Here is a 26,255-nt window from a genome sequence, read left to right on the forward strand (position 1 = left end):
GTTCCCCCAGCCGTGCGAGCACCCGCCCGGGCCGGCGCGGGTGCGGTGTGCGTCCGGTCAGGACGTACGTCGGTCAGTCGGACGCGGCGATGGCCGCGGCCACCGACGGATGAATCGGGAAGACCTTGGTCAGGCCGGTGATGCGGAAGATCTTCAGGATGCGCTCCTGAGTGCACACCAGCTGTAGCGACCCTTCGTGGGCACGCACCCGCTTCAGGCCGCCCACCAGCACACCGAGCCCGGTCGAGTCCAGGAAGTCGACGGCTTCCATGTCGACGATCAGGTGGAACTGGCCTTCGTTGACGAGCTCCACCAGTTGCTCGCGCAGCTTGGGTGCGGTGTATACATCGATCTCGCCGCCCACCTCGACGATCGTACGACCGCCCTCGGTTCGGGTCGACAGGGACAAGTCCACGGATCCTCCAGCACCTTGCTCTTGAGCGGTCGCCCCCCATGGATCGGCAGCCGCCAAGGCATTCAACCACTTATGGGCACTAGGGGACGATGAATCCCGCGACATTGGATGTAACACTGGTGCCCGATGCAGCCCAGTACACGCCCCCCGGAAGGTCTTCTCGGCCGCCTTTTGGCGGGTCGGGATCGACCCGATCGAGTGACGCACGTCCGGCGCATACCCGCTCGCGAAGGTGTTACCGCGGCCTGGCCCGACTGGGTTCGGCCGGAAGTCGGCGACGCGTTTCGCGCGACGGGTATCGAACTGCCGTGGGAGCATCAGGCCCGCGCCGCCTCTGTTGCGGCACAGGGCCGCTCGGTCGTGATCGCCACCGGCACCGCCTCGGGCAAGTCCCTCGCCTATCTGTTGCCGGTCCTCACGACCCTGGTCGAGGGCGCGGGCGCGCCCAGTGGGCGCGGTGCGACCGCACTCTACCTCTCCCCGACGAAGGCGCTGGCCTCGGATCAGGCGCGCGCCGTCGAGGAGTTGCGGGTCGCGAACCCCGCGCTCGGGTGTGTCCGGACCGCGACCTACGACGGGGACACGCCGGTCGAGATCCGCCAGTGGATCCGCGCACACGCGTCGTACGTCCTGACCAATCCGGACATGTTGCACCGTGCGTTGCTGCCCGGACACCGCTCGTGGGGCCCGTTCCTGCGCTCGCTGCGCTACGTGGTGATCGACGAATGCCACACCTACCGTGGGGTTTTCGGCTCGCACGTGGCCCAGTTGATCCGCCGGCTGCGTCGGGTGTGTCGCCGCTACGGATCCGATCCGGTGTTCGTCCTGGCGTCGGCGACGGTATCCGATCCGGCCGCCGCGGCCGAGCGGCTGATCGGCGCGCCGGTGGTCGAGGTGACCGAGGACGGCTCGCCGCACGGCGAACTGGTGTTCGCGCTGTGGGAGCCGCCGCTGACCGGCCATGAGGGTGAACACGGGGCGCCCGTACGGCGTACCGCGACCGCGGAGACCGCCGAGCTGCTCACCGACCTGGTGCTCGACGGGGTGCGCACGGTCGCCTTCGTCCGCTCGCGGCGCGGCGCGGAGGTGGTGCGGGTGATCGCGCGCGACCGGCTGGCCCGGGTGGACGAGGGGCTCGCCGAGCGGGTGGCCACCTACCGGGCGGGCTATCTGCCCGGGGAGCGGCGGGCGATCGAGCGGGCGCTGCACGACGGCAGCCTGCTGGGGGTGGCCGCGACCACGGCGCTCGAACTCGGCGTGGACATCTCCGGCCTGGACGCGGTGCTGATCGCCGGCTACCCCGGCACCCGGGCCTCGCTGTGGCAGCAGGCCGGGCGGGCGGGGCGGGCCGGACAGGAGGCGCTGGCGATCCTGATCGCGCGCGACGACCCGCTGGACACGTTCCTGGTGCACCATCCCGAGGCGTTGTTCGACCGGCCGGTCGAGGCGACCGTGTTGGACCCGGACAACCCCTATGTCCTGGCCCCGCATCTGTGCGCGGCGGCGGCCGAGTTCGCGCTCACCGAGGAGGACCTGGACCTGTTCGGGCCGGTGGCCGCCGAGTTGCTGCCGGGCCTCGAACGGCGCGGGTTGCTGCGTCGGCGGTCCACCGGGTGGTACTGGACCAGCCGGGAGCGGGCCACCGACCTGACCGACATCCGCGGCGCGGGTGGGCCGGCGGTACGCGTGGTCGAGCAGGACACCGGGCGGCTGCTCGGCACGGTGGACGCGCCCGCGGCGCACTCGGCGGTGCACCCCGGGGCGGTGCACCTGCATCAGGGCGACACCTTCCTCGTGCGCGAACTCGACCTCGGCGAGGGCGTCGCACTGGTCCGGGCGGCGAATCCGGACTGGACCACCAGCGCGCGCGAGGTCACCGAGATCCGCGTCCTGGAAACCGCGCGCAGCCGAGAATGGGGCGCGGCCCGACTGCACTTCGGCTCGGTCGAGGTGACCAGTCGGGTCGTCTCCTTCCAACGCAAACGCATCATCACCGGCGAGGTCCTGGGCGAGCACAAACTCGATCTCCCCCAGCGCAGCCTGCGCACCAGGGCCGTGTGGTGGACGGTCACGCCCGACCAGGTCGCCGCCGCCGGCATCGCCCCCACCGACCTCCCGGGCGCCGCGCACGCGGCCGAACACGCCTCGATCGGCCTGCTCCCGCTGTTCGCCACCTGCGACCGCTGGGACATCGGCGGCGTCTCCACCTCGCTGCACCCCGACACCGGCCTGCCCACGGTCTTCGTCTACGACGGCCACCCGGGCGGCGCGGGCTTCGCGGAACGCGCCTACATCACCGCGCAGTCCTGGCTCACGGCCACGAAGCAGGCCATCGCCTCCTGCGAATGCGACCACGGCTGCCCAAGCTGCGTACAGTCCCCCAAATGCGGCAACGCCAACCAGCCCTTGGACAAGCCGGGCGCGGTCGCATTGCTGAACGCATTGCTCGCGTCGGGGGACGGAGGCGAGGCGGGCGGTGCCGGGACGGGCGCGACCGGGGCGGGCGCGGGCGAGACGGGCGCGCCACGGGCGGGCGGTGCCGAGGCGGGCGCGGCCGAGGCCGAGGCGAGCGGGGCGGCGGGCGTGAGCGGCATCTCCGGGCCGGCTGGGACACGCGGGGCGACCGGGTCGGCGGGCATGAGTGGGCCAACCGGGACACGCGACGCAACCGGGTCGGCGGCCGTGAGCGACGCGGCCGGGTCGAGCGCCGTAGCCGGCCCGATCAGGACGAACAGCAAAGCCGAGCCGACCAAGGCGCGCGGCCCGGCCGGGGCGATCGGCGAGAGCAGCAAAGCCGGCACGGGCGGTGTGGCCGGCGCGAGCAGCGCTGCCGGCCCCGGCAACGCCCGCACGCGCGATGCGGCCCGCGCAAGCAGCGCTGCGGGCCCGAGCGGCGCGGCCGGGCCGACCGACGGGAGCGGCGTAACCGGCCCCACCTCCACCTCGTCGAACCCGCCAGCGAGCTGACGGCGAACCGGCTCGACCCACCGGCCCGGACCACTTGGCGGACCGCGCGCCCGCGTGGGCAACGGCAAGCAGCGGCCGTCGGCGCACCCCGCCGGCCTCGGGTCGTCCGGCGAAGTGGCGTTCATGTCTGGGCAGTTCGGGCCAGCCGCCGGACAAGCTCGGCCGGGGTGCGTTGGTGGGCGGATGGGTCGGCTCGGCAGGGATGTCCGAATCAGCCAAGCCGGCAGACCCGGCCGCGCCACTCGAAGCAGGCGGTCCGGCAGACGCGGCCGGGCCGGGAGGCGTGGCCGGGCCGGGCGGGTCGGGCCGCGTAGACCGGGTGGCGTGGCCGGGCGGGCCGAGTGGGCCGAGTGGCGTGACCGGGCCGAGTGGGTCCGGTGGCGTGACCAGGCCGGGCGGGTCGGCCGGGCCGGACAGTTCAGGTGGGCCGGGTGGTTCGGCTGGGCCTGCTCGGGCGACCACGGTTGCCCCGCCTGTGGGGGCGGGGGACGTTGCCTCGACTTCGGCGAAGCCGTTGGTGACGTGGCAGTGGGTCAGTTCGGCGTGTTGGGCCCTGGCCACTCGGCGGGCCAGGGCGCAGGCCTCTTCCGCGCCGGCTCCCGCCGCAGCGCGGCTCGCTGCGGCCAGGGCCGCCAGGTCGGCGGCGGCGCCCGCGCGGTGGCGGGCCGTGACTGCGCCGGCGTAGGCGAACACGAGCGCCGCCACACAGATCGGTACCAGCGCGAGCGCGACCACCCACAAGGTCGCCGAACCCTCCTGTGCCGACCGGCCCGTGCTCACGGCGGCACCTCGTCCTCGACGGCCGCGACCGCCGCATGTTCCACGTGGAACCGCACCCCGGCCCAGGCCGCCCCCGGTACACCGACCTCGGCGGCCACCCGGAAGCGCACCAGCCCATCCCCGCCGGACACCTCCGTCCGCGCCCCACCAGGCCCGGCGGCCCGCGCCCGGGCCACCGCAACCTCCCTCGGCTCGCCCCGCGCCAGCGCCCGCGCCCCCGCCTGTGCCGCATCCACGCAGCGGATCTGCGCCGCAGCGGCACCGATTCCGGACACCAGCATCGCGGTGAGCAGGACCAGCACCGGCAACACCACGGCGGTCTCCGCGGTCACGAAGCCGTTCGCCCCGTCAGCCCCACGCTCGGCATCAGAACGAGACATCGAGCGCCTTCGTGATCACGCCGGTCAGCGCCGCCGCGACCCCGGGACTGGTCACGATCTTGAACAACACCGCCCCGAAGGCCACCGCGGCGACCGTGCCGACCGCGTATTCGGCGGTCGTCATCCCGGCGTCGTCGCACAGCCGCAGCCACACCCGACGCGCGACCGGAACCAGAGTCGGTCGAAGAATTCGCATGAGATTCCCCCCTGTTGATACATCTATATACATATATGGATGAATCAGAACGGGCGAAGCAGCGTCGTGCCCAGCCCGATCACGATCGGGACCACGCCGATCAGCAGGAACGCGGGCAGGAAGCACAGCCCGAGCGGAACCGTCGCCCGTACCCCCACCCGACGGGCGGCCGAGGTGGCGGCCCGTCGCTGCTCGGCCCGTTGTTCGTCGGCCATCCGAGCCACCAGCGCCGCCGCCGGCGCACCACCCGTCGCGGCCCGCGCCAGCGCCCGTCCCAACGGCGCGAGCACCGGATCGTCGGTCAGCCCCAACCAGCACCGCCCGGGATCCCCGCCCAGCCGCAACGAGGCCACGATCGGCCGCAATCGAGCCGCCAACGGCCCACCCACCGCGTGCGCGACCGCCTCGGCGGCCTCCACCGGCGCGCTGCCCGCCACCAGGCACGCCGCGAACAGATCGGCGGCGGACGGCAGATCGGCCCGCAACCGCTCCCGCAACACCCGCCCGGACCGCGGCTCCAGCCGAGCCAGCCGCCGGTCGAGCACCACCGCCACCACGACCCCCGCGCACCCGGCACCCCACCCCCCGAACAACGCGAACACGGCCAGCCCACCCAGCCCGGCGGCAACCCGCCGCCCAAGCACCGCATCCGGCCCCCGAGCAGGCCGCCACCGTCCCCGCCGCCCACTCCCCCGCACCGCGCCACCCGCTGCCCCGGCCGCCGCGACCACCGCGACCAGCACCGCCACCCCGTTCACGTCGGGACCGGTCCGACTCGGGCCACCAGGCGATCCGTCCACTCCAGACCGACGACCGCCAGGGTCAGCCCCACGCACAAACAGCCGATCCCGACCGGCGTGCGCAACAGCACGTCCAGCGGCCGGGCACCCAGACCGCTGCCCAGGAACAGGCCGAACACCGGCAGCCCGGCCAGCACATGCGCGGTCGAGCGTGCCCCGGCCGATTCGGCGACCAGCTCCTCGTACGCGTCCTCCTCGGCCCGCAGACCCGCCGCGATCCGATCCAGCGCCGGCGCGAACCCGGCGCCCCGCCCGATCGCGATCCGCCAGCAGGCCGCGATCCGACGCAGCCCGGCCGCTCCGGGCCGGCCCGCCGCCCGGTCCAGCGCGGCCGGTACGTCACCACCGACCCGAGCCGCCCCGACCGCCTCGCCCACCACCGCCGGAACCGGCCCATCCACCGCTTGTGCAGCCGCCCCCAGTGCCTCCTCCGGAGTCCGCCCGGCCCGCAACTCCCCCGCGAGCGCCGCACACAGCCCGACCACCCCGCTCCGTACCGCGGCGGCCTCTCGCTCCGCCGCGGCCCGCGCCCGCCGCCGACGTACCACCCAGGCCCCCGGCAGGGCCAACAACAACGGCACCACCGACCCCAGCACCAGCGCCGCCCCGCCGCCGCACCCGAGCACCACCAACGGCACCCGATGCCGCGCCGCGCGAACCCCCCAGGCCCGCCACCGCACCCGCTCGCCCGCACCCGCCCCCAACACCCCAAGCACCCGCCCGGGCCCGCCCCGCGCCATCAAAACCCAAACCACGCCGGCCACCCCACCCGCCGCAACCAAGGCCGCAATCACCCGCCCCACCACCCCTCCACCCCTGCACTGCCCCACCCGCAGTACCCGCGATGCGCAACACGATCGGCGCCCATTGCCGCTCCGTCCGCCAACCGGCCCGCTCTACGCCCCAACCCACAGCCCACCCGAAGCCGCCCGCATCGAAGCCGGCCCGCATCGCGTCGGCAACCGCCGCGCCAGGTATGGAGCGCCACCGACGGCACCCACCAACCCGCCCACACAACGCCGGACGGACCCGGCTCCACCGGCGCCCAACCCGCCGACGCACCGCCCCACCAACGGCGTCACCGATCGCCCGCGACCCGGGCCGAGGGCGGCCGTCCCGCCAGGCGCCAAGGACACCGCCGACGCCGGCCACGCCCGGTCCGCCACGTCCCGGGCCATCCATGTCCCCACCGGATCCGACCGCACCGTCCGAACCGTCCGCACCCCACGAGTGGCTCCCGACACCGCCACGCGCCGATGACCCACGCCCGTCGACCCACCCACACGACGTCGGGCCGACCCGGCGCCGCCCCCGCCCGGGCCGGAGCGCCCCGGGCCCACAGCCACCACCGCCATCGCCCGCGACACCCCCGATGAGCACCGCCTCGGGCGGCGCCCACAGCCGCTCGGCGTCGTACGACGCGGAGAGCCGCCGCCGGATGTCCGTCTCCGGCGCCGACAACCGCGCGCCCGCCCGCTCCCGAAGCAACTCCCGGACCCGGTCGTCGAGTTCGAGCCCGGCACTGAACCGGTCCGGCAGATACTCCCCGCAGCCACACCCGCCGACCGCCGCGACCCGGCCCGGCCGTACCCTCGACCGCAACGCCCGGAACGCCCGCCCCACCCGGCCTCACCCGCACCACGCCCGCACCAAAGTCGGCCCGACTCGGGTCGACACCGCCCGCACCCGATCCGCCGCCGCCCGGGCCGTCGGCCTGCCCGCCGGCTCGGTCACCCCCGCCACCACCCCGCGAGCAGCGCCGCCAAACGTTGGTGGCCGGGGCCCGGGTGCGCTCTTCCGTCGCGTTGGAAGGTCATTGCCGGGACCGGGCGCACCCACCCGGTCGGGTCGCGGTCCAGGATGTGGATCTCGGACAGGCGGCGCAGGCCGTCGCGTTCGCGGACCACGTGGACCACCAGGTCGAGGGCGGCGGCCAGTTGGCTGTGCAGCGCGTCGCGGCCCAGGCCGGCCAACGCGCCGAGGGCCTCCAGCCGGGCCGGGACGTCGGCCGCGGAGTTCGCGTGTACCGTGCCGCAGCCGCCCTCGTGGCCGGTGTTGAGGGCCGCCAGGAGTTCGACCACCTCGGCGCCGCGCACCTCGCCGACCACGAGTCGGTCCGGCCGCATCCGCAGGGCCTGGCGGACCAGGTCGCGCAGGGTGACCTCGCCCGCGCCCTCGACGTTGGCCGGGCGCGATTCGAGCCGGACCACGTGTGGGTGACGCGGCGTCAGTTCCGCCGAGTCCTCGGCGAGCAGCAGCCGTTCGGCCGGATGGGCGCAGCCGAGCAGTGCCCCGAGCAACGTGGTCTTGCCCGAACCGGTGCCGCCGGAGACCAGGAACGCGGCCCGCGCCGAAACCACCGCGCACAGCAGTTCGGCCGCGACCGGCGACAAGGACCCGGCCCGGACCAGGTCGGCCAGGCCAAGCGAGGTCCGCCGAGGCACCCGCAGCGACAGGCACGTGCCGCGAACCGCGACCGGAGGCAACACCGCGTGCAGCCGGATTCCGTCGGCGAGCGTCGCGTCCACGTACGGCGACGCGTCGTCCAGGCGCCGCCCGGCCCCGCTCGCCAACCGCTGCGCGAGCCGCCGCACCGCGGCATCGTCGGCGAACGTCACCGCCGTACGCTGCGGCCCGGCACCCCGGTCGATCCACACCTCGTCCGGCGCGTTGACCAGCACGTCGGTGACCTCGGGATCGCCCAACAGCGCGTCCAACGGCCCGGCCCCGGCAATCTCCGACCGCAGCGCCCGGACCAGGTCGGGCAGCGCCGCCTCGCCCAGCACCCGCCCCTCGGCCCGCAGCGCCGCGGCCACCGCGGCAGGCGTCGGCTCATGCCCGCCGGCGGCCAGTCGCCGGCGCACCGCCTCGACCAACTCCGGGTCCGGCGGCGCCGCGACGGCCGGCCCCACCACCGGCACCGGCCGCGGCCGAGGCGCCGAGAAGACCCCGGTGTCCCCGGCCGCGGGCACCGGCACCGGCCAGGGCGGCGGCTGCGGCACCCGCGCCGGCGCCCCATGCGCCACATGCGCGCCGGCCCGACCGGCCGACCCCGCCGACCCGGGCAACCGGGCCGCCCCCGACGGCCCGTGCGGCCCAGGCGCCCCCGGCGGCGGAAACGGCGGCATCGGCGGCACCTCACGCGCGCTCACGCCGCCTCCCGACGCAGCACGCCGGCCGGGTTGCCCGCGAGGTAGTCCCGGCAGAACCGGGCCAACGCCCCGCGTGTCCGCAGCCCCGGCGGATCGCCCCGTTCGGCGGCGGCCGACAATCCCGCCTCCGGCCGCAACTCGCCCGCCAGCGGCAGCCCCAGGCCCCGCGCGACCGCCTCCGAGGTCAGCCCCACCGAACTCGGTTGCCGCACCACCACCCGCAGATCCCGCACCATCGGCCCGACCCGCCTCGACACCTGCGCCGCCGCGGCCAACGCCCGCACCTCGGCCGGCACCACCAGCAACCCCGTATCGCTCTGCCGCAACACCTCGGCCGTCACCGCGTCCGAGTCTCGCGGCACATCGAGCACCGCGAGGTCGTGCCGCCGGCGCACCGCCCGCAACACCGAGCGCACCGTCTCCGGCGGGATCGCGGGCGGCCGTTCGCGATCCCACGACAACACCGTCGAACCGTGCAGGTGCGGCAGCGCGTCGGACAGCGCACCGCCGTCGATCCGCCCGCGTGCACCGGCCAGATCCGGCCACCGCAGGCCGCTCTCGTCCTCGCCGCCGAGCAGTACGTCGAGCCCGCCGCCCAGCGGATCCGCGTCCACCAGGGCGGTGATCAGCCCGGTCCGCACCGCCGTCACCGCCAGCGCACACGCCAGTGTGCTGACCCCGCTGCCACCACACCCGCCCAGCACCGCGATGGTGTGCGCGTCCGGCCCGGTGCCCTCGGCGACATCGCCCAGCCGATCGACGATCCACGCCTCGGCATCGGGCAGGAACACCACGTGGTCCGCGCCGACGTCGACCGCCCGCCGCCAGATGTCGCCGTCGTCCAGATCCTCGCCGATCAGCACCACGTCCTCCCGGCGCGGCAGCCCGCACCGGGCCATGCCCGGCGTCACGTCGTCGCCGACGATCACCAGCGGCGCCCCCGGCCACGCGGCCCGCGCCGCGCCCGGGTCGGGATGCACCTCCGGCTCGATCCCGGCCACGGCGCACAGCCGCAGGAGTTCGTCGAGCAGACCCGGATCGCCGGTGACCAGGAGCGGACGGGCCGGCCGGGGTGGGGAGAGCGCTGCCACGGAACCTCCAGGGGGGTCGGGGAGGTCCGTCCGAACCGGCACTCCCGAGAACTGACCCCACCGTCGCCGCCGGCGCGCGCTCGGCCGAGCGGGTGGTTCGTACCTGTGGACAACCCCGCACCTGTGGATTGCGGATTCACTCGTGTGAGGTACACCCGAGCCCTTCCGCCCCCCATATCGCCCCGCCCCACCGCACCCACCCGCCCACCCACCCACGCGGAACCACAACCGAAACCACCGGCAACCGCACAAGTAGCGACACAGGTAGCGGCACCGGAAGCGACACCGCCGACGGATCACCAGCAAAACCGCGCACACAACCGCGCGTAGAACACCGAAATCGCACCGGAATCCGCCCGAAACGGCGAGGAACAGCAAAGAACGGCGCGTCGAACGCCGCCACGAACGGTGTCGCCGGAAAATCCCCCGCACCCACACCCGTTCGGATCGCCCGGGATTCGCCCTCGGATTCGTCCCGGATTCGCGGATTTCGATCCGCCCAAAGGCGGACCCGCACACTCGGGTGGGCGCAAAAAAGCCCCCGGACAAGCGACGACCCCCGCCGGGGGGGAGAGCGGGGGTCGTCTCCACGGCCGACTCGGGGGGGGAGGAGTCGGACCGGGTTAGCACGGTCGCGAACGATCCGTGACTTCCAGGATGTACCCGAGGGGGTTCTCTAGCAAACCCGCGACGTGGAGTTTACGCCGAATGGCTGCCCTTATCCTCGTGAACTGTGGAAACCCAGGCGCCGAAGCGGACAGCAGCCTTCTTCGACCTCGACAAGACCATCATCGCCAGGTCCAGTGCGCTGGCGTTCAGCAGATCCTTCTACCACGGCGGGCTGATCAATCGGCGCTCCGTGCTCAAGAGCGCGTACGCGCAGTTCGTCTTCCTCGTCGGCGGCGCGGATCACGACCAGATGGAGCGGATGCGCGAATACCTGTCCGCGCTGTGCCGCGGCTGGGACGTGCAGACGGTGCGCGAGATCGTCGCCGAGACCCTGCACGACATGATCGACCCGATCATCTACGACGAGGCCGCGTCGCTGATCGAGGAGCACCACGCGGCGGGCCGCGACGTGGTCATCGTCAGCTCCTCCGGCGCCGAAGTGGTCGAGCCGATCGGCGACATGCTCGGCGCGGACCGCGTGGTGGCCACCCGGATGGTGGTCGAGAACGGCCTGTACTCCGGCGAGATCGACTTCTACGCGTACGGACCCAACAAGGCCGCGGCGGTCAAGGAGTTGGCCCGCACCGAGGGCTACGACCTGGCCTCCTGCTACGCGTACAGCGATTCCGTCACCGACCTGCCGATGCTCCTCGAGGTCGGCCACCCGTACGCGGTCAACCCCGATCGTGGCCTGCGGCGCGAGGCGACCGGTCGCGGCTGGCCGGTACTGGTGTTCAGCCGCCCGGTCGCGCTGCGCCAGCGGGTGCCCACGCTCTCCGTACCCTCGCGCCCGGTGCTCGCGGCCACCGCGATCGGCGCGGGCGCCACCGCGGCCGGCGTCGTCTGGTACCTCGCCCGGAAGCGCCGCTGACCCGCCCACGCCCGACGGGACGCCCGCTCGGAGCAAATCCGACAAAGGCCGATGACGACCGTCAAATGTAAAGATCTTGGGCCAGGGGTTCCCCTCCTCCCGGCAAGCCACTAGAAAAGGGACCAACGGCCCGTACACCGCCGCTCCGGCGGACGGCTCACGCGGACCGACCACGACCGCCGGGAACCCACGTGCGACCGACCCTCGTAGGGGCCGAACGCGTCGGATGACCGGCATGTTCTTCCCCCCGTGGATGCGCATGCCGGAGTCGATCGTCATAACGGGTACACGCCTGATACCTCGGTGGAAGTGACAAAACGGCGGCGTCCGCGAGGACGCCGCCGTCTCGTGTCCGCAGCTCGTGTCTGCGGCTCGGGCCTCCGGGGGGCCGGCGCACCGACCGTCAGATCCCGCGCATCACCGCTTCGCACACCGCCACGCTCTCGCGCGCGCCCAGCGTCATCGCCTCCGCGCAGTGTCGGATCCAGGTCGCCACACCCTCGGCCGTGCCGCTCTCGTACGCGCGCAGCGCCTCGGCGTAGGCCTCGACGCCCAGTTCCAGGTGCCCGACCTCCGGCACCGCCGCGCCCTTGGCGTCGAGGCCGCGGGTGACCAGCACGATCCGCTGGGCGGCGCGCGCGATCAGGCCGTTGCCCCAGACGAACGGGGCCAGGGTGCGGATCTCCGCGTGGGTGACCGCGGCGACCACGATCGCCGGCGCCGACGAGGGCGCGAGCAACAGCCGGGACAGCCCGTCCAGGCGGGCCGCCACCTCCTCCGCGGACGCCAACGCGCCGGGCAACTCGCCGTCCCGGCGCGGCCGGCCGAGCGCCTCGGCGGGCACCGCGTCCGCGGCGGCGACCACGTGCAGCCGGGCCAGCACCTGAAGCGGGCTGTGCCGCCAGGTATCCATCAGCGAGCCGATCTCGGCGGACAACCGCAGCGCGCCCGCGACCACCGCGCCGCCCTCGTCGAGCGCGGCCGAGTAGTCGGTCCGCCGGCGGATCTCCTCCAGCGACCAGTCGGCCCCTTCCAGGGCGGCGCTCGCGCGGGCGCCCCGGAGCGCGGACTCGGCGCTGATGTCCGTACTGCGGCGGCGCATCGTGCGGTGGCCGAGCAGCCGGTCGACGGCCTTGCGGGTGTCCTCGACCGCCTCCGGTACGCCGGGCAACCCGGCGAGGGCGGCGAGCGGATCGGTTGCGGTGCTCACCCGGGCGACCCTACGCCGGGCGTGAACGCACTCGCGACACCGGTCCGCGCCCGGCGGGCGGATCGGCGTGCCCACCACGGTGCGATTACCGTGCGACTTGACTCGGGCACGTTGAGCGACGGATGATCCTATTCGAAAACGATTGTCAAACCCATTGGCACTGTCACACCGGCATTGTCGAACCCGGCATCGGAGGGCCCATCCGTGAAGATCGCCTTCGTCGGCAAGGGCGGCAGCGGCAAGACCACGTTGTCGTCCCTGTTCATCCGGCACCTCGCGACCACCGGCCGGCCGGTGGTCGCCGTGGACGCGGACATCAACCAGCATCTGGGCGCCGCGCTCGGCCTGGACGAACGCGCCGCCGCGGCGCTGCCCGCGCTGGGCGCCGAACTGCCCGCGATCAAGGACTGGTTGCGCGGCGACAACCCGCGGATCGGCTCGGCCGCCGAGATGGTCAAGACCACGCCGCCGGGCCGGGGTTCGCGGCTGATCCGGCTCGGCGACGACAACCCGATCCACGCCGCGTGCGCGCGGGAGGTGCCCGGCCTGCCGGGCCTGAGGCTGATGGCGACCGGGCCGTTCGCCGAGTCCGACCTGGGTGTGGCGTGCTACCACTCGAAGGTCGGCGCGGTGGAGATATACCTCAACCACCTCGTGGACGGCGCCGGCGAATACCTCGTGGTGGACATGACCGCCGGCTCCGACTCGTTCGCGTCGGGGCTGTTCACCCGGTTCGATCTGACCTTCCTGGTCGCCGAGCCGACCCGCAAGGGGGTCGGCGTCTACCGGCAATACCGCGACTACGCGCGCGACTGGGGTGTGTCCCTCGCGGTGGTCGGCAACAAGGTGCAGGGCCCGGACGACGTCGAGTTCCTGCGCGAGCACGTCGGCGCGGACCTGCTGACCTGGACCGGGCAGTCCGACTTCGTCCGGGCCATGGAGAAGGGCCGCTCCCCGGGCTTCGAGACCCTGGAGCCGGCCAACCGCGCCGCGCTCGACGAGTTGGTGCGCGCGGTGGACGCCACCTTCGAGCGGCGCGACTGGGCGCGATACACCGCGCAGATGGTCGAGTTCCACCTGCGGAACGCGCGGAGCTGGGCCAACGCGAAGACCGGCGTCGACCTCGCCGAGCAGGTCGACTCGGCGTTCGTGCTCGGCCCGCACGCGATCTCCGCGGCGGTCTGACCAACGGCCGGGCGGCCCGCCCCGAGGGACGAGCCGCCCGGCCGCCGGACGCGCCGGCTCAGTCCTCGGCGGAAGCGGAGGCCGCGTCGGACGCCGACAGCTGCGACTTGATCGTGTCCATCACCGACGAGTCGGTCAGCGTGGTGACATCGCCCGCCGCCTTGCCCTCGGCGATGTCCCGCAGCAGCCGGCGCATGATCTTGCCGGAGCGCGTCTTCGGCAGCTCGACCACCGCCTGGATCCGCTTGGGCTTGGCGATCGGGCCGAGCACCTTGCCCACGTGCTCGCGCAGTTCGGCGATCAGCTCGGGCGACTCGGACGCGCTGCCGCGCAGGATCACGAACGCCACGATCGCCTGCCCGGTGGTCGGGTCGCTCGCGCCCACCACCGCCGACTCGGCGACCTTGGGGTGCGACACCAGGGCCGATTCGACCTCGGTGGTGGAGATGTTGTGCCCGGACACGAGCATCACGTCGTCGACCCGGCCGAGCAGCCAGATGTCGCCGTCCTCGTCCTTCTTCGCACCGTCACCGGCGAAGTAGAGGTCTTCGAAGCGCGACCAGTAGGTCTCCTTGAACCGCTCGTCGTCGCCCCAGATGGTGCGCAACATCGACGGCCACGGCTGGTCGAGCACCAGGTAGCCACCACCGCCGTTGCCCACCTCGATCGCGGTGTCGTCGACGACCTTGGCCGAGATGCCGGGCAGCGCGCGCTGCGCCGAACCGGGCTTGGTCTCGGTGACGCCCGGCAGCGGGCTGATCATGATCGCGCCGGTCTCGGTCTGCCACCACGTGTCGACGATCGGGGTCTTCCCGGCGCCGATGTGCTCGCGGTACCAGATCCACGCCTCGGGGTTGATCGGCTCGCCGACGCTGCCCAGGATGCGCAGCGAGGACAGGTCGAACTTGGCGGGGATGTCGTCGCCCCACTTCATGCAGGTACGGATCGCGGTGGGCGCGGTGTACAGGATGGTCACCCCGTACTTGGCCACGATCTCCCACCAGCGGCCCTGGTGCGGGGTGTCCGGCGTGCCCTCGTACATGACCTGGGTGGCGCCGTTGGAGAGCGGGCCGTAGGTGATGTACGAGTGCCCGGTGACCCAGCCGATGTCGGCGGTGCACCAGTAGACGTCGGTCTCCGGCTTGAGGTCGAACACCGCGTGGTGGGTGTAGCTCGCCTGGGTCAGGTAGCCGCCGGAGGTGTGCAGGATGCCCTTCGGCTTACCCGTGGTGCCGGACGTGTACAGGATGAACAGCGGGTGCTCGGCGTCGAACGCCTGCGGCTCGTGCTCCTCGGACTGCGCCTCGACCAGGTCGTGCCACCAGATGTCGCGGCCCTCGGTCCAGGCCACGTCGGCGCCGGTGCGGCGGACCACGAGCACGTTGCGCACGTCCGGGCACGAGGTGAGCGCCTCGTCGATGGTGGGCTTGAGCGCGGACGGCTTGCCGCGCCGGTAGCCGCCGTCGGCGGTGATCACGATCCGCGCGTCGTTGTTCTGCACCCGGGAGGACACCGCGTCCGCCGAGAAGCCGCCGAAGACCACCGAGTGCGGGGCGCCGATGCGCGCGCACGCGAGCATCGAGATCACCGCCTCCGGGATCATCGGCAGGTAGATGGCCACCCGGTCGCCCGCCTCGACACCCAGCGCGGTCAGCGCGTTGGCCGCCTTGGACACCTCACGCTTGAGGTCGGCGTAGGTCAGCGTGCGGGTGTCCCCGGGCTCACCCTCGAAGTGGATCGCCACCCGGTCGCCGTGACCCGCCTCGACGTGCCGGTCGACGCAGTTGTAGGCCACGTTGAGCTTGCCGTCGGCGAACCACTTCGCGAACGGCGGCGTGGACCAGTCCAGCGTCTCCTGCGGCTCCACCGCCCAGTCGAGCCGGCGGGCCTGCTCGGCCCAGAAGCCGAGCCGGTCGGCCGCCGCGCGCTCGTACGCCTCGGCCGTGACGTTGGCGCCGGCCGCGAGCGCCGGCGGGGGCGCGAAGCGTCGCTCCTCGCGCAGCAGGTTCGACAGCGCCTCACCCGCCTGGTCCCCCGTGTTCCGCTCTGCGTTGCTCACGCGTGTACTCCTCCGTGCTGCGGTCGCTTCCGTTTGCCGTAGCTCATCAGGGACCGGCCCGAGCCGGCAAGAGGAGGACCAGAATTGGTTTAGACCACCGATGCGCGCACCGCGCATCGTGGCCGACCGCGCGATAGTACGGGGTGCTACCCCGCGTTGAGCGCCGGAAAAGTGTGATCTTCGGCGCCGGGCGTGTCGCCGCCCGGCGCGACCACCGTCGGCACCACGCCGGATTCGGCCCGTTCGGCGTCCACCGGACCGAAGTCGCCGCGCACCGCGTCGTAGAGGTACATCTGCGCGGACGCCAGGTCGAAGTAGAGCCCGAACAACCGCAGTCGCCCGGCCGCCACCGCCTGGGCGACCACCGCGTGGTCGAGCAGATTGGCCAACTGCTGGACCACGTTGGTCAGGCACAACCGCTCCACCGGCGGCACCACATGCCCGGTCAGCGTCGGTGCGGGCGCGGCGGCGAACCGGGCCAGCGTGGCATCGCCGTTGCGCAACCAGCGATCCAGATGCGGGGTGGTGCCGGGCCCGGAACCGGCCGCCGGGCCCGCGTTGTCGAGGAGCGCGTGCATCGCCCCGCAGCCGGAGTGCCCGCACACGGTGATGCTGCGCACGCCGAGCACGGCCACCGCGTACTCGATCGCCGCGCCCACCGAGGCGTCCGAGGTGTTCGGTTCGGCGTCGCCGGCCTCGCCGCGCGGCACCAGGTTGCCCACGTTGCGGACGGTGAACAGGTCGCCGGGGCCGCTCGCGGTGATCAGGTTCGGCACGATCCGCGAGTCGGCGCAGGTGATGAACAGTTGCGCGGGCTTCTGCCCCTCCAGCGCGAGCCGTTCCAGGAACGGCTGGACCAGCGGCGCGGTGCGCTGCTGGAACTCGCGCGCGCCGGCCACCAGGGCCTGCGAGGCGGTGCCGTCCTCGCGCGGGCACGCGCGCTGCCAGTGCCACCACGGCGCGAACCAGCGCGGCGAGGGGGTCAGTCGGGAGCGCCGCGGACCGGGCGTGCCGCCCGCCGCCCGCTCGTAGCAACCGTCGTGGATCTCCTCGATGTCCACCCGCCCACCGCGTGCGAGGTAGCCCGCCCGCCACGAGTGCACGGTCTCGAACGCGGCCTGATCGAGGTAGTCCACCGTCATGTCCACCACGACGTGCTCCCCGGGCGGCAACTTGCCCAGCACCCGCGACAGTCGCGGCACCGACAGGAAGGTCAGCGAGCCGTGCACCTCCACGTGCAGCACGCCGTCCCCGGGGTGGACCCGCACGGTGCTGCGGCTGAGCCGGTACAGCGCGGTGCACACCGCGACCACCACGCCGAGCAGCACTCCCTGGAGCACGCCGGCCGACACCACCGCCGCGACGGTGGCCGCGTAGGCGGGGAACTCCCGGTGCCGGTGCACGTGTCGGATGTGCGCGAGGCTGACCATCTGCCCGCCGACCGCCATCACCAGCGCGGCCAGCACCGCGAGCGGGACACGCTCGACGAAGCCGCCGAGCAGGCCGACGAACACCATCACCCACACGCCGTGCAGGATCGTTGCGGCCCGGGTGACCGCGCCGGCCCGCACGTTGGTCAACGAGCGGATCGCCACGCCGGTGACCGGGTAGCCGCCGATCGCGCCGGAGACCACGTTGCCCACGCCCTGGCCGATCAGTTCGCGATCGAGGTCGGCGCGCGGCCCGCCGTGCAGCCGATCCGCCGCAGTGGCGGACAGCAGCGACTCCATCCCGGAGACCAGGGCCACGCTGACCACGCCCACCACGATCGCGCCCCACGCGCCCGAGGGCGGGACCACCGGGGTGGTGAAGCCGATCGAGGACAGGTCCACCCGCACCACGTCCAGGTGCAGCACGCTCGCGCTCACCGTGGCCAGGGTCACCGCGACCAGCGGCGCGGGCACCTTGCCCGGCGCCGCCCAGCGGCCGGGCAGCCGACCGAGCAGCGGCCAACCGAACAGCAGGACCAGGGTGAGCACCCCGACCGCGACCGCGGGCGCCCGCAGCTCGCCGATCTGGTGGGGCAGTTCGCGCAGGTTCTGCCAGGCCGAGCGCTGCGCCGCACCGCCGAGCACCACGTGCAGCTGGGCCAGCGCGATCACCACGCCGATCCCGGCGACGACGCCGTGTACGACGGCCGGGGACAGCGCGAGGGTGGCCCGGGCCACCTTGAGCAGGCCGAGCAGGATCTGCAGCAGGCCGGCGCCGACGGTGACCAGGCAGGTCACCCGCCAGCCGTAGCTCTGTACGAGGCCGGCCACGATCACGGTCAGGCCCGCGGTGGGGCCGCTGACCTGGAGCGGCGCGCCGCCGAGCAGGCCGACCACGATGCCGCCGACCACGGCCGAGATGATGCCGGCGGCCAACGGGGCGCCGGCCGCGAGCGAGATGCCGAGCGAGAGCGGTACGGCGACCAGGAACACCACGAACGAGGCGCCGAGGTCCGCGCGCAACGACGCGATCCTCGTCACGGGCGCGGGCGCGGACTCGGTGGCAGGGGCAACGGGCATGTCCGTGTCCTCCGGGGTCAGTCATGTCAGTCATGTCATGGCGGGCATGGCTGCCGCAGGGGTGGCGGCGCGCGGGTCGAACGAGAGTGCCGGGCCGGATAGGCCAAGTTCACTCTAAGTATTTATCTCGTCACAGTAAGGCTATCCTTTTCGGAACGTAAAAAGTGCACCCAAATGGGTGAAATGGAGGTTTCGGGTCCAGGATCTTCCGAACTGTGTGTGATGGCCCTTAACCTCCCCGGAGTGGGGGTGGTGCCGTGCAGGTGCTCACGCTGTTCGCGACCGGACTCGGCGCGGGGTTCGTCGCGGGCGGCGCGTCCTGCGCCGCGGTCCAGGGCGGCCTGCTGGTCGGCGCGGTCCGCCCGTGCGCCGAACCGGCCGCCGGCGCACCGGAATCGGGCTGCGCGGCGACCCCCGCGCGCGACCTGCTCCCCCGAGCGCTGCTCGCCTTCCTCGGCGGCAAACTGGCCGGTCACGCGGTACTCGGCGCATTGCTCGGCCTGCTCGGCGGCGCGATCCAACCGGCGCCGCGGACCAGGGCGTCGCTGATGCTCCTGGCCGGCGCGCTGATGGTGCTCTTCGGCCTGGCGATGCTCGGCGTGCCCGGGGTCGGCCGGTTGTTGCCGCGCGGCTCGGCCCGCGGCGCCGGACGCGGTCCGCTGCTGCTCGGGCTGGCCACCGTACTGGTCCCGTGCGGGGTCACCCTGGGCGTCGAACTGGTCGCCGTCACCAGTGGGAACGCGTTCGGCGGCGCCGCGGTGCTGACCGGCTTCGTCCTGGGCACCATCCCGCTGTTCGCCGTACTCGGCCTGCTCGTCGGCGCCTCCGGCCGCGTCCTGCGCGGCCGACTGACCGCCGTGCTCGGCCTGTTGGTGCTCGCGGTGGCCGCCTGGACGATCGGCTCGGGACTGCGCCTGGGCGGCTGGTGGACGCCGGCCGCGGCGGGCACCGTCGACCGGGCCGCGGCGAGTACCGGGGCGGACGGTGTGCAGCGGATCACCGTGCGGGTCGCGAACGCGGGCTACCACCCGGCCCGCGCGCTCGCCCGGGCCGGCGTGCCCACCGTCCTGGTGTTGCGTACCGAGCACACCACCGGCTGCACGCGCGGCTTCGTGGTGCCCGCGCGCGACCTGCAACGGGTGCTCCCGATGACCGGCGAAACCGTGTTCGACCTGGGCACACCGCGTCCCGGCACGCTCACCTGGACCTGCTCGATGGGCATGTACAGCGGACGCGTGGAGTTTCGCGCCGACCCCTGAGCGCGGGTGGACTCGGATCGCTTCCGGGGCCCCGCTCCCCGTACGGTGATGTCTCCGCGCCCACGCGTCCCGGGCGGTCCGCCGGGTCGCGCCCGGGGTACGCGGGGAAAGCGGACCGGGCACATACGCAACCGGGCGGCTCCGGCGTGCGTATGTATCGATAGGTAATACCGCCCGGTCCGACATGTCCATGGGAAGAGGTGAACTGTGCGAACTGTCCGCGGCGCTGCGGTGCTCGTCGTTGTCGCAGTCCTGGCCGCTATCGGTTTCGTGGTTTTCGCAAAGGACGGGAAAGATTCCGGCAATTCCTCTGCAAAGAACTCCGGCAACGGAAATCCGAGCGCCCCGGGCAAGGAATCGGACGCGCCGACGGGTCCGGTCAAGCCGATCGGTGACGGCTCGACCTCCGACAGCGGTCCCCAGCCGAACCAGCCCAAGGTGGAGAAACTCAAGCCGGGGGAGAAACCGCCGCAGTTCGTCATTTTCTCCTGGGACGGCGCGGCCGAGGACGGCAACAAGCTGGTCTCGCAGTTCCTGAAGCTGTCCGAGGCGAACAAGGCCAAGATGACCTACTTCCTGAGCGGCATCTACACGCTGCCGAAGACGAAGAAGGCCATGTACACCGGCCCCAAGCACAACCCCGGCCAGTCCGACATCAACTTCATGTCGGACGAGACGGTGCGCAACACGATCATCCAGATGCGCGAAGTCTGGCTCAAGGGCAACGAGGTCGGCACCCACTTCAACGGGCACTTCTGCAACAGCGCGACCAGTGGCAAGAGTTGGAGCCCGGCGGACTGGAAGAACGAAACCGAACAGGCGGTCAAGTTCGTCCAGAACTGGAAGACCAACACCGGATTCGCCGATCTGCCGCCGCTGCCCTTCGACTACGCGCCGGGCAAGGAGCTGATCGGCGGCCGGGCCCCGTGCCTGGAGGGCCAGGCGAACCTGATGAAGGCCGGCAAGGAAATGGGCTTCCGCTACGACGCGAGTTCTGCCGGCGGTCTGCAGATGTGGCCCAAGCGCGGCAAGGAGACCGGCATCTGGGACTTCCCGCTCCAGTCGCTGCCGTGGCCGGGCAACCCGAACAAGCAGCAGCTGTCCATGGACTACAACATCATGTACGAGCAGCAGCAGGTGCACGGTAAGTACGACGCGTCCAAGAAGGCAGCGTGGGAGAAAGAGGCCCACGATTTCTACATGAACGGATTCGAGCGCGCCTATACGGGCAATCGCGCACCCCTGTTCATCGGAAATCACTTCGAGGACTGGAACGACGGCATCTACATGAACGCCGTCCGGGACACGGTGACCTCGGTCTGCACCAAGGCCGACGTGCGCTGCGTGTCCTTCCGGCAGATGACCGACTGGCTGGAGGGCCAGGACCCCGCGGTGATCACCAAGCTCCAGAGCCTGCAGATCGGCTCGTCCCCGGACTGGAACTCGGTCCTCGGCGCCGCCGCGCAGAGCCCGAACAAGCCGGCCGCTTCCCGGTCGCTGGGCGGCGAGGAGCACGCGGTGCTCTCCCGCCGGCAGGACTGAGCCGGCGGGCACCAACCGCACCGGCCGCACGGCACCCCACCCGCGAGCCCCGCATCGAAGGCAACTTCGGCGCGGGGCTCGCGCGTTGCCGCGCACGACGGCCGCCACTAGCGCCAGATTCGAAAATCCGTTCTCCGGTTGGGCAAATCTTGTCGATACACTGACGGGGATCGGGGGCGACTTGGGCGTCCCGGGTCGTGGGTCTCCCCCGGGAGACATGCCGGGAAGTCTGGTCGGCGCTGTTTTGTCGTTTTCGCGAGGCGGTATACGCCCGCGAACCGCCGCCGACCTGGAGGTCCCGTGGGTGCCGACCCCGCACCACGCAACAAGTTCTTCCGCCGCCCGTCCACGCCGGCCGAGCGCAACTTCGTCGCGGACGCGCTGCGCACCGAGACCGTCGGCGGCGCGTTGTTGCTGATCGCCGCGGTGGTGGCGGTGATCTGGGCGAACACCGGGTGGAGCGACGCCTACCAGGACCTGCGCGATTTCCGGCTCGGGCCGGCGGCGCTCAACCTCGATCTGTCCCTGGGCGCCTGGGCCGCGGACGGCCTGCTCGCGGTGTTCTTCTTCGTGGCCGGCATCGAACTCAAGCGCGAACTGGTGGTCGGCGATCTGCGCAACCCGGCCCAGGCGATACTGCCCGTGGTGGCCGCCGCGTGCGGGATGCTCACGCCCGCGCTGTTCTACTTCGCGGTCAACACGGGCGGCGGCTCGCCCGACGGCTGGGCGATCCCCACCGCGACCGACATCGCCTTCGCACTGGCCGTGCTCGCCGTGATCGGCACCAGCCTGCCGTCCGCGCTGCGCTCGTTCCTGCTCACCCTCGCGGTGGTCGACGACCTCGGTGCGATCCTGATCATCGCGATCTTCTTCACGGACTCGGTGAACTTCCTGGCCCTGGCCGCGGCGTTCGCCCTGCTCGTGGTCTTCTACCTGCTCCAGCGTTTCCGGGTGCGCGGCTGGTGGTACTACGTGCCGCTCGCCCTGGTGATCTGGGCCCTGATGCACGAGAGCGGTGTACACGCGACCGTCGCGGGCGTCGCGATGGGGCTGCTGATGCGCGTGGTCCCGGACCGGGACGAGCGGACCTCGCCGGCCGAGCACGTCGAGCACCTGGTGCGACCGATCTCGGCGGGTCTCGCGGTACCGATCTTCGCGCTGTTCTCCGCGGGCGTCGCGATCTCCGGCCCGGTCCTGGGCGACGTGTTCACCGAGCGGCCGACGCTGGGCATCATGATCGGACTGATCGCGGGCAAGGTGGTCGGCATCTTCGCGGGCACCTGGCTGGTCGCCCGGTTCACCCGCGCCCAACTCAGCGACGACCTGGCGTGGGCGGACGTGTTCGGTATGTCGATGCTGGCCGGCATAGGTTTCACGGTGTCGCTGCTGATCAGCGAACTCGCCTTCACCGACGACCCGGCACTGACCGAACAGGCCAAGGCCGCGGTGCTCGTGGGCTCGGTGCTCTCGGCCGTGGCGGCCTCGATCGTGCTGCGAATACGCAACAACTCCTACGCCCGGTTGTGCGCCGAGGAGAACCGCGACGACGACGGCGACGGCGTGCCCGACATCTATCGAGCGAGTGCCGACACACCACACGAAGAGCGGCTCGGACCCTCCTGATTACTTCGTTTCCCATCCGAAACACTCGTACGACGCGCCCCAGTGGATACGTATCGCCGCAGCAGGGCATGATCGGGGGCGGATTATCCGTACCCGTACGAGGAGTGACCATGGCAGGCACCGACAGGTCCCCGGCCCAGGACGTGCCCGTCGACACGCAACGTTCCCTCGGCGAGCTGTTCTCCTCCGCCAGTCGCGACATGTCCACGCTGGTCCGCAGCGAGATCGCGCTCGCCAAGAGCGAGGTCAAGGTCAGCGCGGTCAACGTGGCGAAGGGTGGCGGCGCCTTCGGCGCGGCGGCCTTCGTCGCCGTGTTCGCGTTCATCTTCCTGAGCTTCGCGATCGTCTACGGCATCCACGCACTCGGCCTGGGCGTGGCGTGGAGCTTCCTGATCGTCGGCGGCTTCTACCTGTTGCTCGCGGGCGGGCTCGCGTTCTACGGGATCAAGTCGTTCAAGAAGGTGCGGGCGCCGGAGCGGACGATCAGCACGACCCAGGACACGATCGCCACGCTCAAGAACGTCGGTTGACCCGGCGGCACGCCCGGGCCGGCCGATCGGTCCGGGAAATCCGGAGTGCGATCGCGAGTGTGCAACCCTGCTCGGCATGACGGTTCCCGAGAGCACCGTGGTCAACGTGGCCGGGCCCTGGACGCACCGCGACATCGCCGCCAACGGCGCCCGGTTCCACATCGCCGAACTGGGCGAGGGGCCGGTCGTGCTGTTGCTGCACGGTTTCCCGCAGTTCTGGTGGGCGTGGCGGTATCAGATGCGGGCGCTGGCCCGGGCCGGCTACCGCGCGGTCGCGATGGATCTGCGCGGCTACGGCGGCAGCGACCGCACCCCGCGCGGCTACGATCCGATCACCCTGGCCCTGGACGTGACCGGAGTGATCCGCTCACTGGGTGAGCCGGACGCCATCGTGGTCGGCCACGACCTGGGCGCCTATCTGGGCTGGACCGCGGCCGTACTGCGGCCCAAGGTGGTTCGCCGGCTGGTCGCGGTGTCGATGCCGCACCCCAGACAACTGCGCAGCGCGCTGCTGACGGATCGTCACCAGATGGCCGCGAGCGCGCACGTCTTCGGTTTCCAGCGACCGTGGGTGCCCGAGCGGCAACTGATCCGGGACGGCGCGGCGATGGTCGGCGACATGCTGCGCGCGTGGTCGGCACCGGGCCGGCCGGCCGACGATTCGATCGCGCGTTACCGGCAGGCGATGCTGGTACCCGGCACCGCGCACTGCGCGGCCGAGCACTACCGCTGGCTGATCCGCTCCATCCCGCGCCCGGACGGCATCCAGTATTCGGCCCGGATGAAGGCCCCCGTCGAGGTGCCCACGCTGCATCTGCACGGCGCGCTGGATCCGGTCGTGCTGCCGCGCACGGCGGCCGGCTCGGGACGCTATGTGGAGGCGCCGTATCGCTGGCGACTGCTCGACGGCGTCGGCCACTTCCCGCACGAGGAGCAGCCCGCGACGTTCACCGAGGAACTGCTGGGTTGGCTGAAGGACCCGGAACCCGAACGCTGAAGTTCCGACAGTGGTTTCGGCCGTTCCTCGGGTGATCTTGACGGGGATATCCGACACTTCGTCACAGATCGCCCGGCCGGGTCGAGGAACCGTTTTCGGCCCGCCACAGCGGCGCGATTACGCCGTCGGTGACCCGGGTAGGCGCCCCCCTATGAGCCGGACGTACAACGCTCCGAGCATGGCGGCGGGGGCCGGGGACACCCGGTCGGAGACGGCAGAGACCCTCATGGTTGAGATCGACACCACTGGCGCTCAAGGGTTCGAGCACACGCGAGGGGCGCCGGCCGGCGCGGTTGCCGACCGGGGGGATCATTTCCCGGGATTGGTGGGCATATTGCGCCGACGAGCGCGTTGGTTGACGTTGCGGTTGCGCCTGCCGCGCTGAGCGATCGGGCACGGGTGGGTCACATCGCGCAGCTCTGGGTGTCCACGGGGCGGTCGCCGACCGCGCCCGCTTCGGCGTCCGCGCGGACCTCCTCGACGGTGAGCGCGTAGCCGGTGGACTCGTCGTCGAGCGACTTGGCGAAGATCACGCCGGCCACCTTGCCGTTCGGCGAGATCAGCGGCCCCCCGGAGTTGCCCTGGCGGACCTTCGCGTAGAGCGAGTAGACGTCACGGCTGACCGTGCCGCGCTTGTAGATGTCCGGGCCGCCGGCCTGGATCCGGGCCCGCACCCGAGCCGGCTCGACGTGGAAGGCACCGTTCTCCGGGAAACCGACCACGATCGTGTCCGCGCCGCTCTCCACCTTCGGCTCGAACTGCAGCGGGGCGGCCTTGAGTCCGGGCACCTTGAGCACCGCGATGTCGCGCTTCCAGTCGTAGAGCACGACCTCGGCCTGATACTCGCGGCCCTCGCCGCCGATCTGCACGGTCGGCTTCTTGACCCCGCCCACTACGTGGGCGTTGGTCATCACCCGCTGCGGGGCGTAGACGAAGCCGGAGCCCTCGATCACCTTGCCGCAACTCTTCGCGGTGCCGACGATCTTGACGATGCTGTTCCGGGTGTCCTGTACGGCCGGCATCGACAGCAGCTTCGGGTCCGGCGGCGGGACCTGCGGGATGTCCTCGCGCACGAACGGGCTGAACACCTGCGGGAAGCCGTTGCGGTCGAGCAGGTTGCCGAACGAGGAGAACCAGGTGTCCGCGCCCTGCGGCAACACCTTCTGCACACCGCCGAGCACCTGCGAGGAACGCACCTCGCGCGAGATCGTGGGCATCGAGGCGCCGGCAACCGAGGAGCCGATCAACCACACCACGATCAGCAGCGCACAGACGCTGACGATCGAGCCGCCGGCCGCGTCCACCAGGCGGGCCGGGCGCCAGGTGAGATGTCGGCGAAGTCGGTTGCCGGCCGCGGTGGTCAGCGCCTGGAGCGCGGTCGCCAGCACGAGCACGACGCAGATCGCCGCGATCGAGGGGCCCAGACCCGGCTCGAACCGGCTCAGCAGCGAGGGCACCAGCCACATGCCGAACACCCCGCCGCCGATGAAGCCCACGAACGAGAGCACGCCGACGATGAAGCCCTGCCGGTATCCGGAGATGGCGAAGGCCACCGCGGCGGCGAGCAACAGCAGGTCCAGGACATTCACGGGCTCACGTTCTCACGCGCGAGCCCACGCTGTCCGCCGCCGTGCCGGTTCGTCGAACACCGGTGACACAGCTGTCCAACCCCCTGTTGACACACCGTCAGCCCACCCACACGGCGCGCCGCGACGGGGCGGACGGGGGACGGGCGGGGCCGAGCAGGACGGGCCGACGCGGGCGGGCGGGGCGGGCTGAAGTGGCACGGTTGGCGCGGCTGGGCGGGCCGGGCGGAGTGAGGCGGCCGACGCGACGCGGCCAGCGGGGTCGGGCAGGCCGCACGGGGTAGGCCGGGCCAGATCGGGCCGACGCGGGCAGGCAGGGGGCAGGCCGCGCAGGGCTGGGCGGCCGATGCGACGCGGCCGGCCGGGCAGGCCGGACGAGGTGGGCCGGCGCGGAGCAGCCGGCGGAGCCCGGGTGGGGCGAGGCGACCGGCGG

The 26,255-nt window shown here is 72.4% G+C and carries 18 protein-coding genes and 2 pseudogenes; 8 read left to right on the forward strand and 12 right to left on the reverse strand.

Annotated features, from left to right (window positions below):
- Positions 1–73: 73 nt before the first annotated feature.
- Positions 74–415: an STAS domain-containing protein gene (locus tag ABIA38_RS37880; RefSeq protein ID WP_424643588.1), complete on the reverse strand. Its 342-nt coding sequence runs from the start codon at positions 413–415 to the stop codon at positions 74–76.
- Positions 416–541: 126 nt separating this feature from the next.
- On the opposite strand from ABIA38_RS37880, the pseudogene ABIA38_RS37885 reads away from it, so the two are divergent.
- A pseudogene (locus ABIA38_RS37885) lies at positions 542–2,863 on the forward strand (DEAD/DEAH box helicase); the annotation flags it as partial.
- A gap of 972 nt (positions 2,864–3,835) precedes the next feature.
- On the opposite strand, the pseudogene ABIA38_RS37890 reads toward ABIA38_RS37885, so the two are convergent.
- The 7 genes and pseudogenes from ABIA38_RS37890 to ssd form a co-directional block, all read right to left on the reverse strand.
- Positions 3,836–4,162, reverse strand: a pseudogene (locus ABIA38_RS37890) (Rv3654c family TadE-like protein); the annotation flags it as partial.
- On the reverse strand, positions 4,159–4,542 hold the full coding sequence (locus tag ABIA38_RS37895; protein WP_424643524.1) for a TadE family type IV pilus minor pilin: 384 nt from the start codon (positions 4,540–4,542) through the stop codon (positions 4,159–4,161). The gene ABIA38_RS37895 and the pseudogene ABIA38_RS37890, both read right to left, overlap by 4 nt.
- Positions 4,529–4,738 (reverse strand): DUF4244 domain-containing protein, encoded by a 210-nt coding sequence (locus ABIA38_RS37900; protein ID WP_424643525.1) that lies wholly within the window; start codon positions 4,736–4,738, stop codon positions 4,529–4,531. The genes ABIA38_RS37895 and ABIA38_RS37900 overlap by 14 nt, the downstream gene beginning before the upstream one ends.
- Before the next feature lie 44 nt (positions 4,739–4,782).
- On the reverse strand, positions 4,783–5,496 hold the full coding sequence (locus tag ABIA38_RS37905; protein WP_424643526.1) for a type II secretion system F family protein: 714 nt from the start codon (positions 5,494–5,496) through the stop codon (positions 4,783–4,785).
- Positions 5,493–6,293 (reverse strand): type II secretion system F family protein, encoded by an 801-nt coding sequence (locus tag ABIA38_RS37910; RefSeq protein ID WP_424643527.1) that lies wholly within the window; start codon positions 6,291–6,293, stop codon positions 5,493–5,495. Before ABIA38_RS37910 ends, ABIA38_RS37905 begins: the two co-directional genes overlap by 4 nt.
- A gap of 975 nt (positions 6,294–7,268) precedes the next feature.
- Positions 7,269–8,690, reverse strand: a complete 1,422-nt coding sequence (locus ABIA38_RS37915) for a TadA family conjugal transfer-associated ATPase (RefSeq protein WP_424643528.1) — start codon at positions 8,688–8,690, stop codon at positions 7,269–7,271.
- On the reverse strand, positions 8,687–9,781 hold the full coding sequence (gene ssd, locus ABIA38_RS37920; RefSeq protein WP_424643529.1) for a septum site-determining protein Ssd: 1,095 nt from the start codon (positions 9,779–9,781) through the stop codon (positions 8,687–8,689). Before ssd ends, ABIA38_RS37915 begins: the two co-directional genes overlap by 4 nt.
- A 733-nt stretch (positions 9,782–10,514) precedes the next feature.
- Between ssd and ABIA38_RS37925 the strand changes: the two genes are divergently transcribed.
- Positions 10,515–11,321 (forward strand): HAD family hydrolase, encoded by an 807-nt coding sequence (locus ABIA38_RS37925; protein ID WP_424643530.1) that lies wholly within the window; start codon positions 10,515–10,517, stop codon positions 11,319–11,321.
- A gap of 403 nt (positions 11,322–11,724) precedes the next feature.
- On the opposite strand, the gene ABIA38_RS37930 is transcribed toward ABIA38_RS37925, so the two are convergent.
- Positions 11,725–12,531 (reverse strand): oxidoreductase, encoded by an 807-nt coding sequence (locus ABIA38_RS37930; RefSeq protein WP_424643531.1) that lies wholly within the window; start codon positions 12,529–12,531, stop codon positions 11,725–11,727.
- A 204-nt stretch (positions 12,532–12,735) separates the two neighbouring features.
- Between ABIA38_RS37930 and ABIA38_RS37935 the strand changes: the two genes are divergently transcribed.
- Positions 12,736–13,716, forward strand: a complete 981-nt coding sequence (locus ABIA38_RS37935) for an ATP-binding protein (protein WP_424643532.1) — start codon at positions 12,736–12,738, stop codon at positions 13,714–13,716.
- A gap of 58 nt (positions 13,717–13,774) precedes the next feature.
- Here the strand turns inward: ABIA38_RS37935 and acs are convergent, their stop codons facing one another.
- Positions 13,775–15,775 (reverse strand): acetate--CoA ligase, encoded by a 2,001-nt coding sequence (acs, locus tag ABIA38_RS37940; protein ID WP_424643533.1) that lies wholly within the window; start codon positions 15,773–15,775, stop codon positions 13,775–13,777.
- 146 nt (positions 15,776–15,921) lie between these two features.
- Positions 15,922–18,285 carry a SulP family inorganic anion transporter gene (locus ABIA38_RS37945; protein ID WP_424643534.1) on the reverse strand — a complete coding sequence of 788 codons (2,364 nt, stop codon included), beginning with the start codon at positions 18,283–18,285 and terminating at the stop codon, positions 15,922–15,924.
- A 257-nt stretch (positions 18,286–18,542) separates the two neighbouring features.
- On the opposite strand from ABIA38_RS37945, the gene ABIA38_RS37950 reads away from it, so the two are divergent.
- The 5 genes from ABIA38_RS37950 to ABIA38_RS37970 all read left to right on the forward strand — a co-directional run bounded on the left by ABIA38_RS37950 (position 18,543) and on the right by ABIA38_RS37970 (position 24,236).
- Complete coding sequence (locus ABIA38_RS37950; protein WP_424643535.1) at positions 18,543–19,544, forward strand: sulfite exporter TauE/SafE family protein; 1,002 nt, start codon at positions 18,543–18,545, stop codon at positions 19,542–19,544.
- Positions 19,545–19,982: 438 nt separating this feature from the next.
- Complete coding sequence (locus tag ABIA38_RS37955) at positions 19,983–21,086, forward strand: hypothetical protein (protein ID WP_424643536.1); 1,104 nt, start codon at positions 19,983–19,985, stop codon at positions 21,084–21,086.
- Between the two features lie 300 nt (positions 21,087–21,386).
- Positions 21,387–22,709 carry a Na+/H+ antiporter NhaA gene (gene nhaA, locus ABIA38_RS37960; RefSeq protein ID WP_424643537.1) on the forward strand — a complete coding sequence of 441 codons (1,323 nt, stop codon included), beginning with the start codon at positions 21,387–21,389 and terminating at the stop codon, positions 22,707–22,709.
- A gap of 110 nt (positions 22,710–22,819) precedes the next feature.
- Positions 22,820–23,239 (forward strand): phage holin family protein, encoded by a 420-nt coding sequence (locus ABIA38_RS37965; protein WP_424643538.1) that lies wholly within the window; start codon positions 22,820–22,822, stop codon positions 23,237–23,239.
- Between the two features lie 76 nt (positions 23,240–23,315).
- Positions 23,316–24,236: an alpha/beta fold hydrolase gene (locus ABIA38_RS37970; protein ID WP_424643539.1), complete on the forward strand. Its 921-nt coding sequence runs from the start codon at positions 23,316–23,318 to the stop codon at positions 24,234–24,236.
- Positions 24,237–24,640: 404 nt separating this feature from the next.
- Here ABIA38_RS37970 and ABIA38_RS37975 read toward each other — a convergent pair whose 3' ends face one another.
- On the reverse strand, positions 24,641–25,825 hold the full coding sequence (locus ABIA38_RS37975) for a MarP family serine protease (RefSeq protein ID WP_424643540.1): 1,185 nt from the start codon (positions 25,823–25,825) through the stop codon (positions 24,641–24,643).
- Between the last annotated feature and the right edge of the window lie 430 nt (positions 25,826–26,255).

The sequence above is a fragment of the Embleya sp. AB8 genome (assembly GCF_049739465.1).
Lineage (GTDB): Bacteria > Actinomycetota > Actinomycetes > Streptomycetales > Streptomycetaceae > Embleya.

Coding starts and splice junctions, on each gene's coding strand:
- ABIA38_RS37965 (WP_424643538.1), top strand. CDS start 22,820: ATGGCAGGCACCGACAGGTCCCCGGCCCAGGACGTGCCCGTCGACACG.
- ABIA38_RS37895 (WP_424643524.1), bottom strand. CDS start 4,542: ATGTCTCGTTCTGATGCCGAGCGTGGGGCTGACGGGGCGAACGGCTTC.
- ABIA38_RS37900 (WP_424643525.1), bottom strand. CDS start 4,738: ATGCGAATTCTTCGACCGACTCTGGTTCCGGTCGCGCGTCGGGTGTGG.
- ABIA38_RS37970 (WP_424643539.1), top strand. CDS start 23,316: ATGACGGTTCCCGAGAGCACCGTGGTCAACGTGGCCGGGCCCTGGACG.
- ABIA38_RS37945 (WP_424643534.1), bottom strand. CDS start 18,285: ATGCCCGTTGCCCCTGCCACCGAGTCCGCGCCCGCGCCCGTGACGAGG.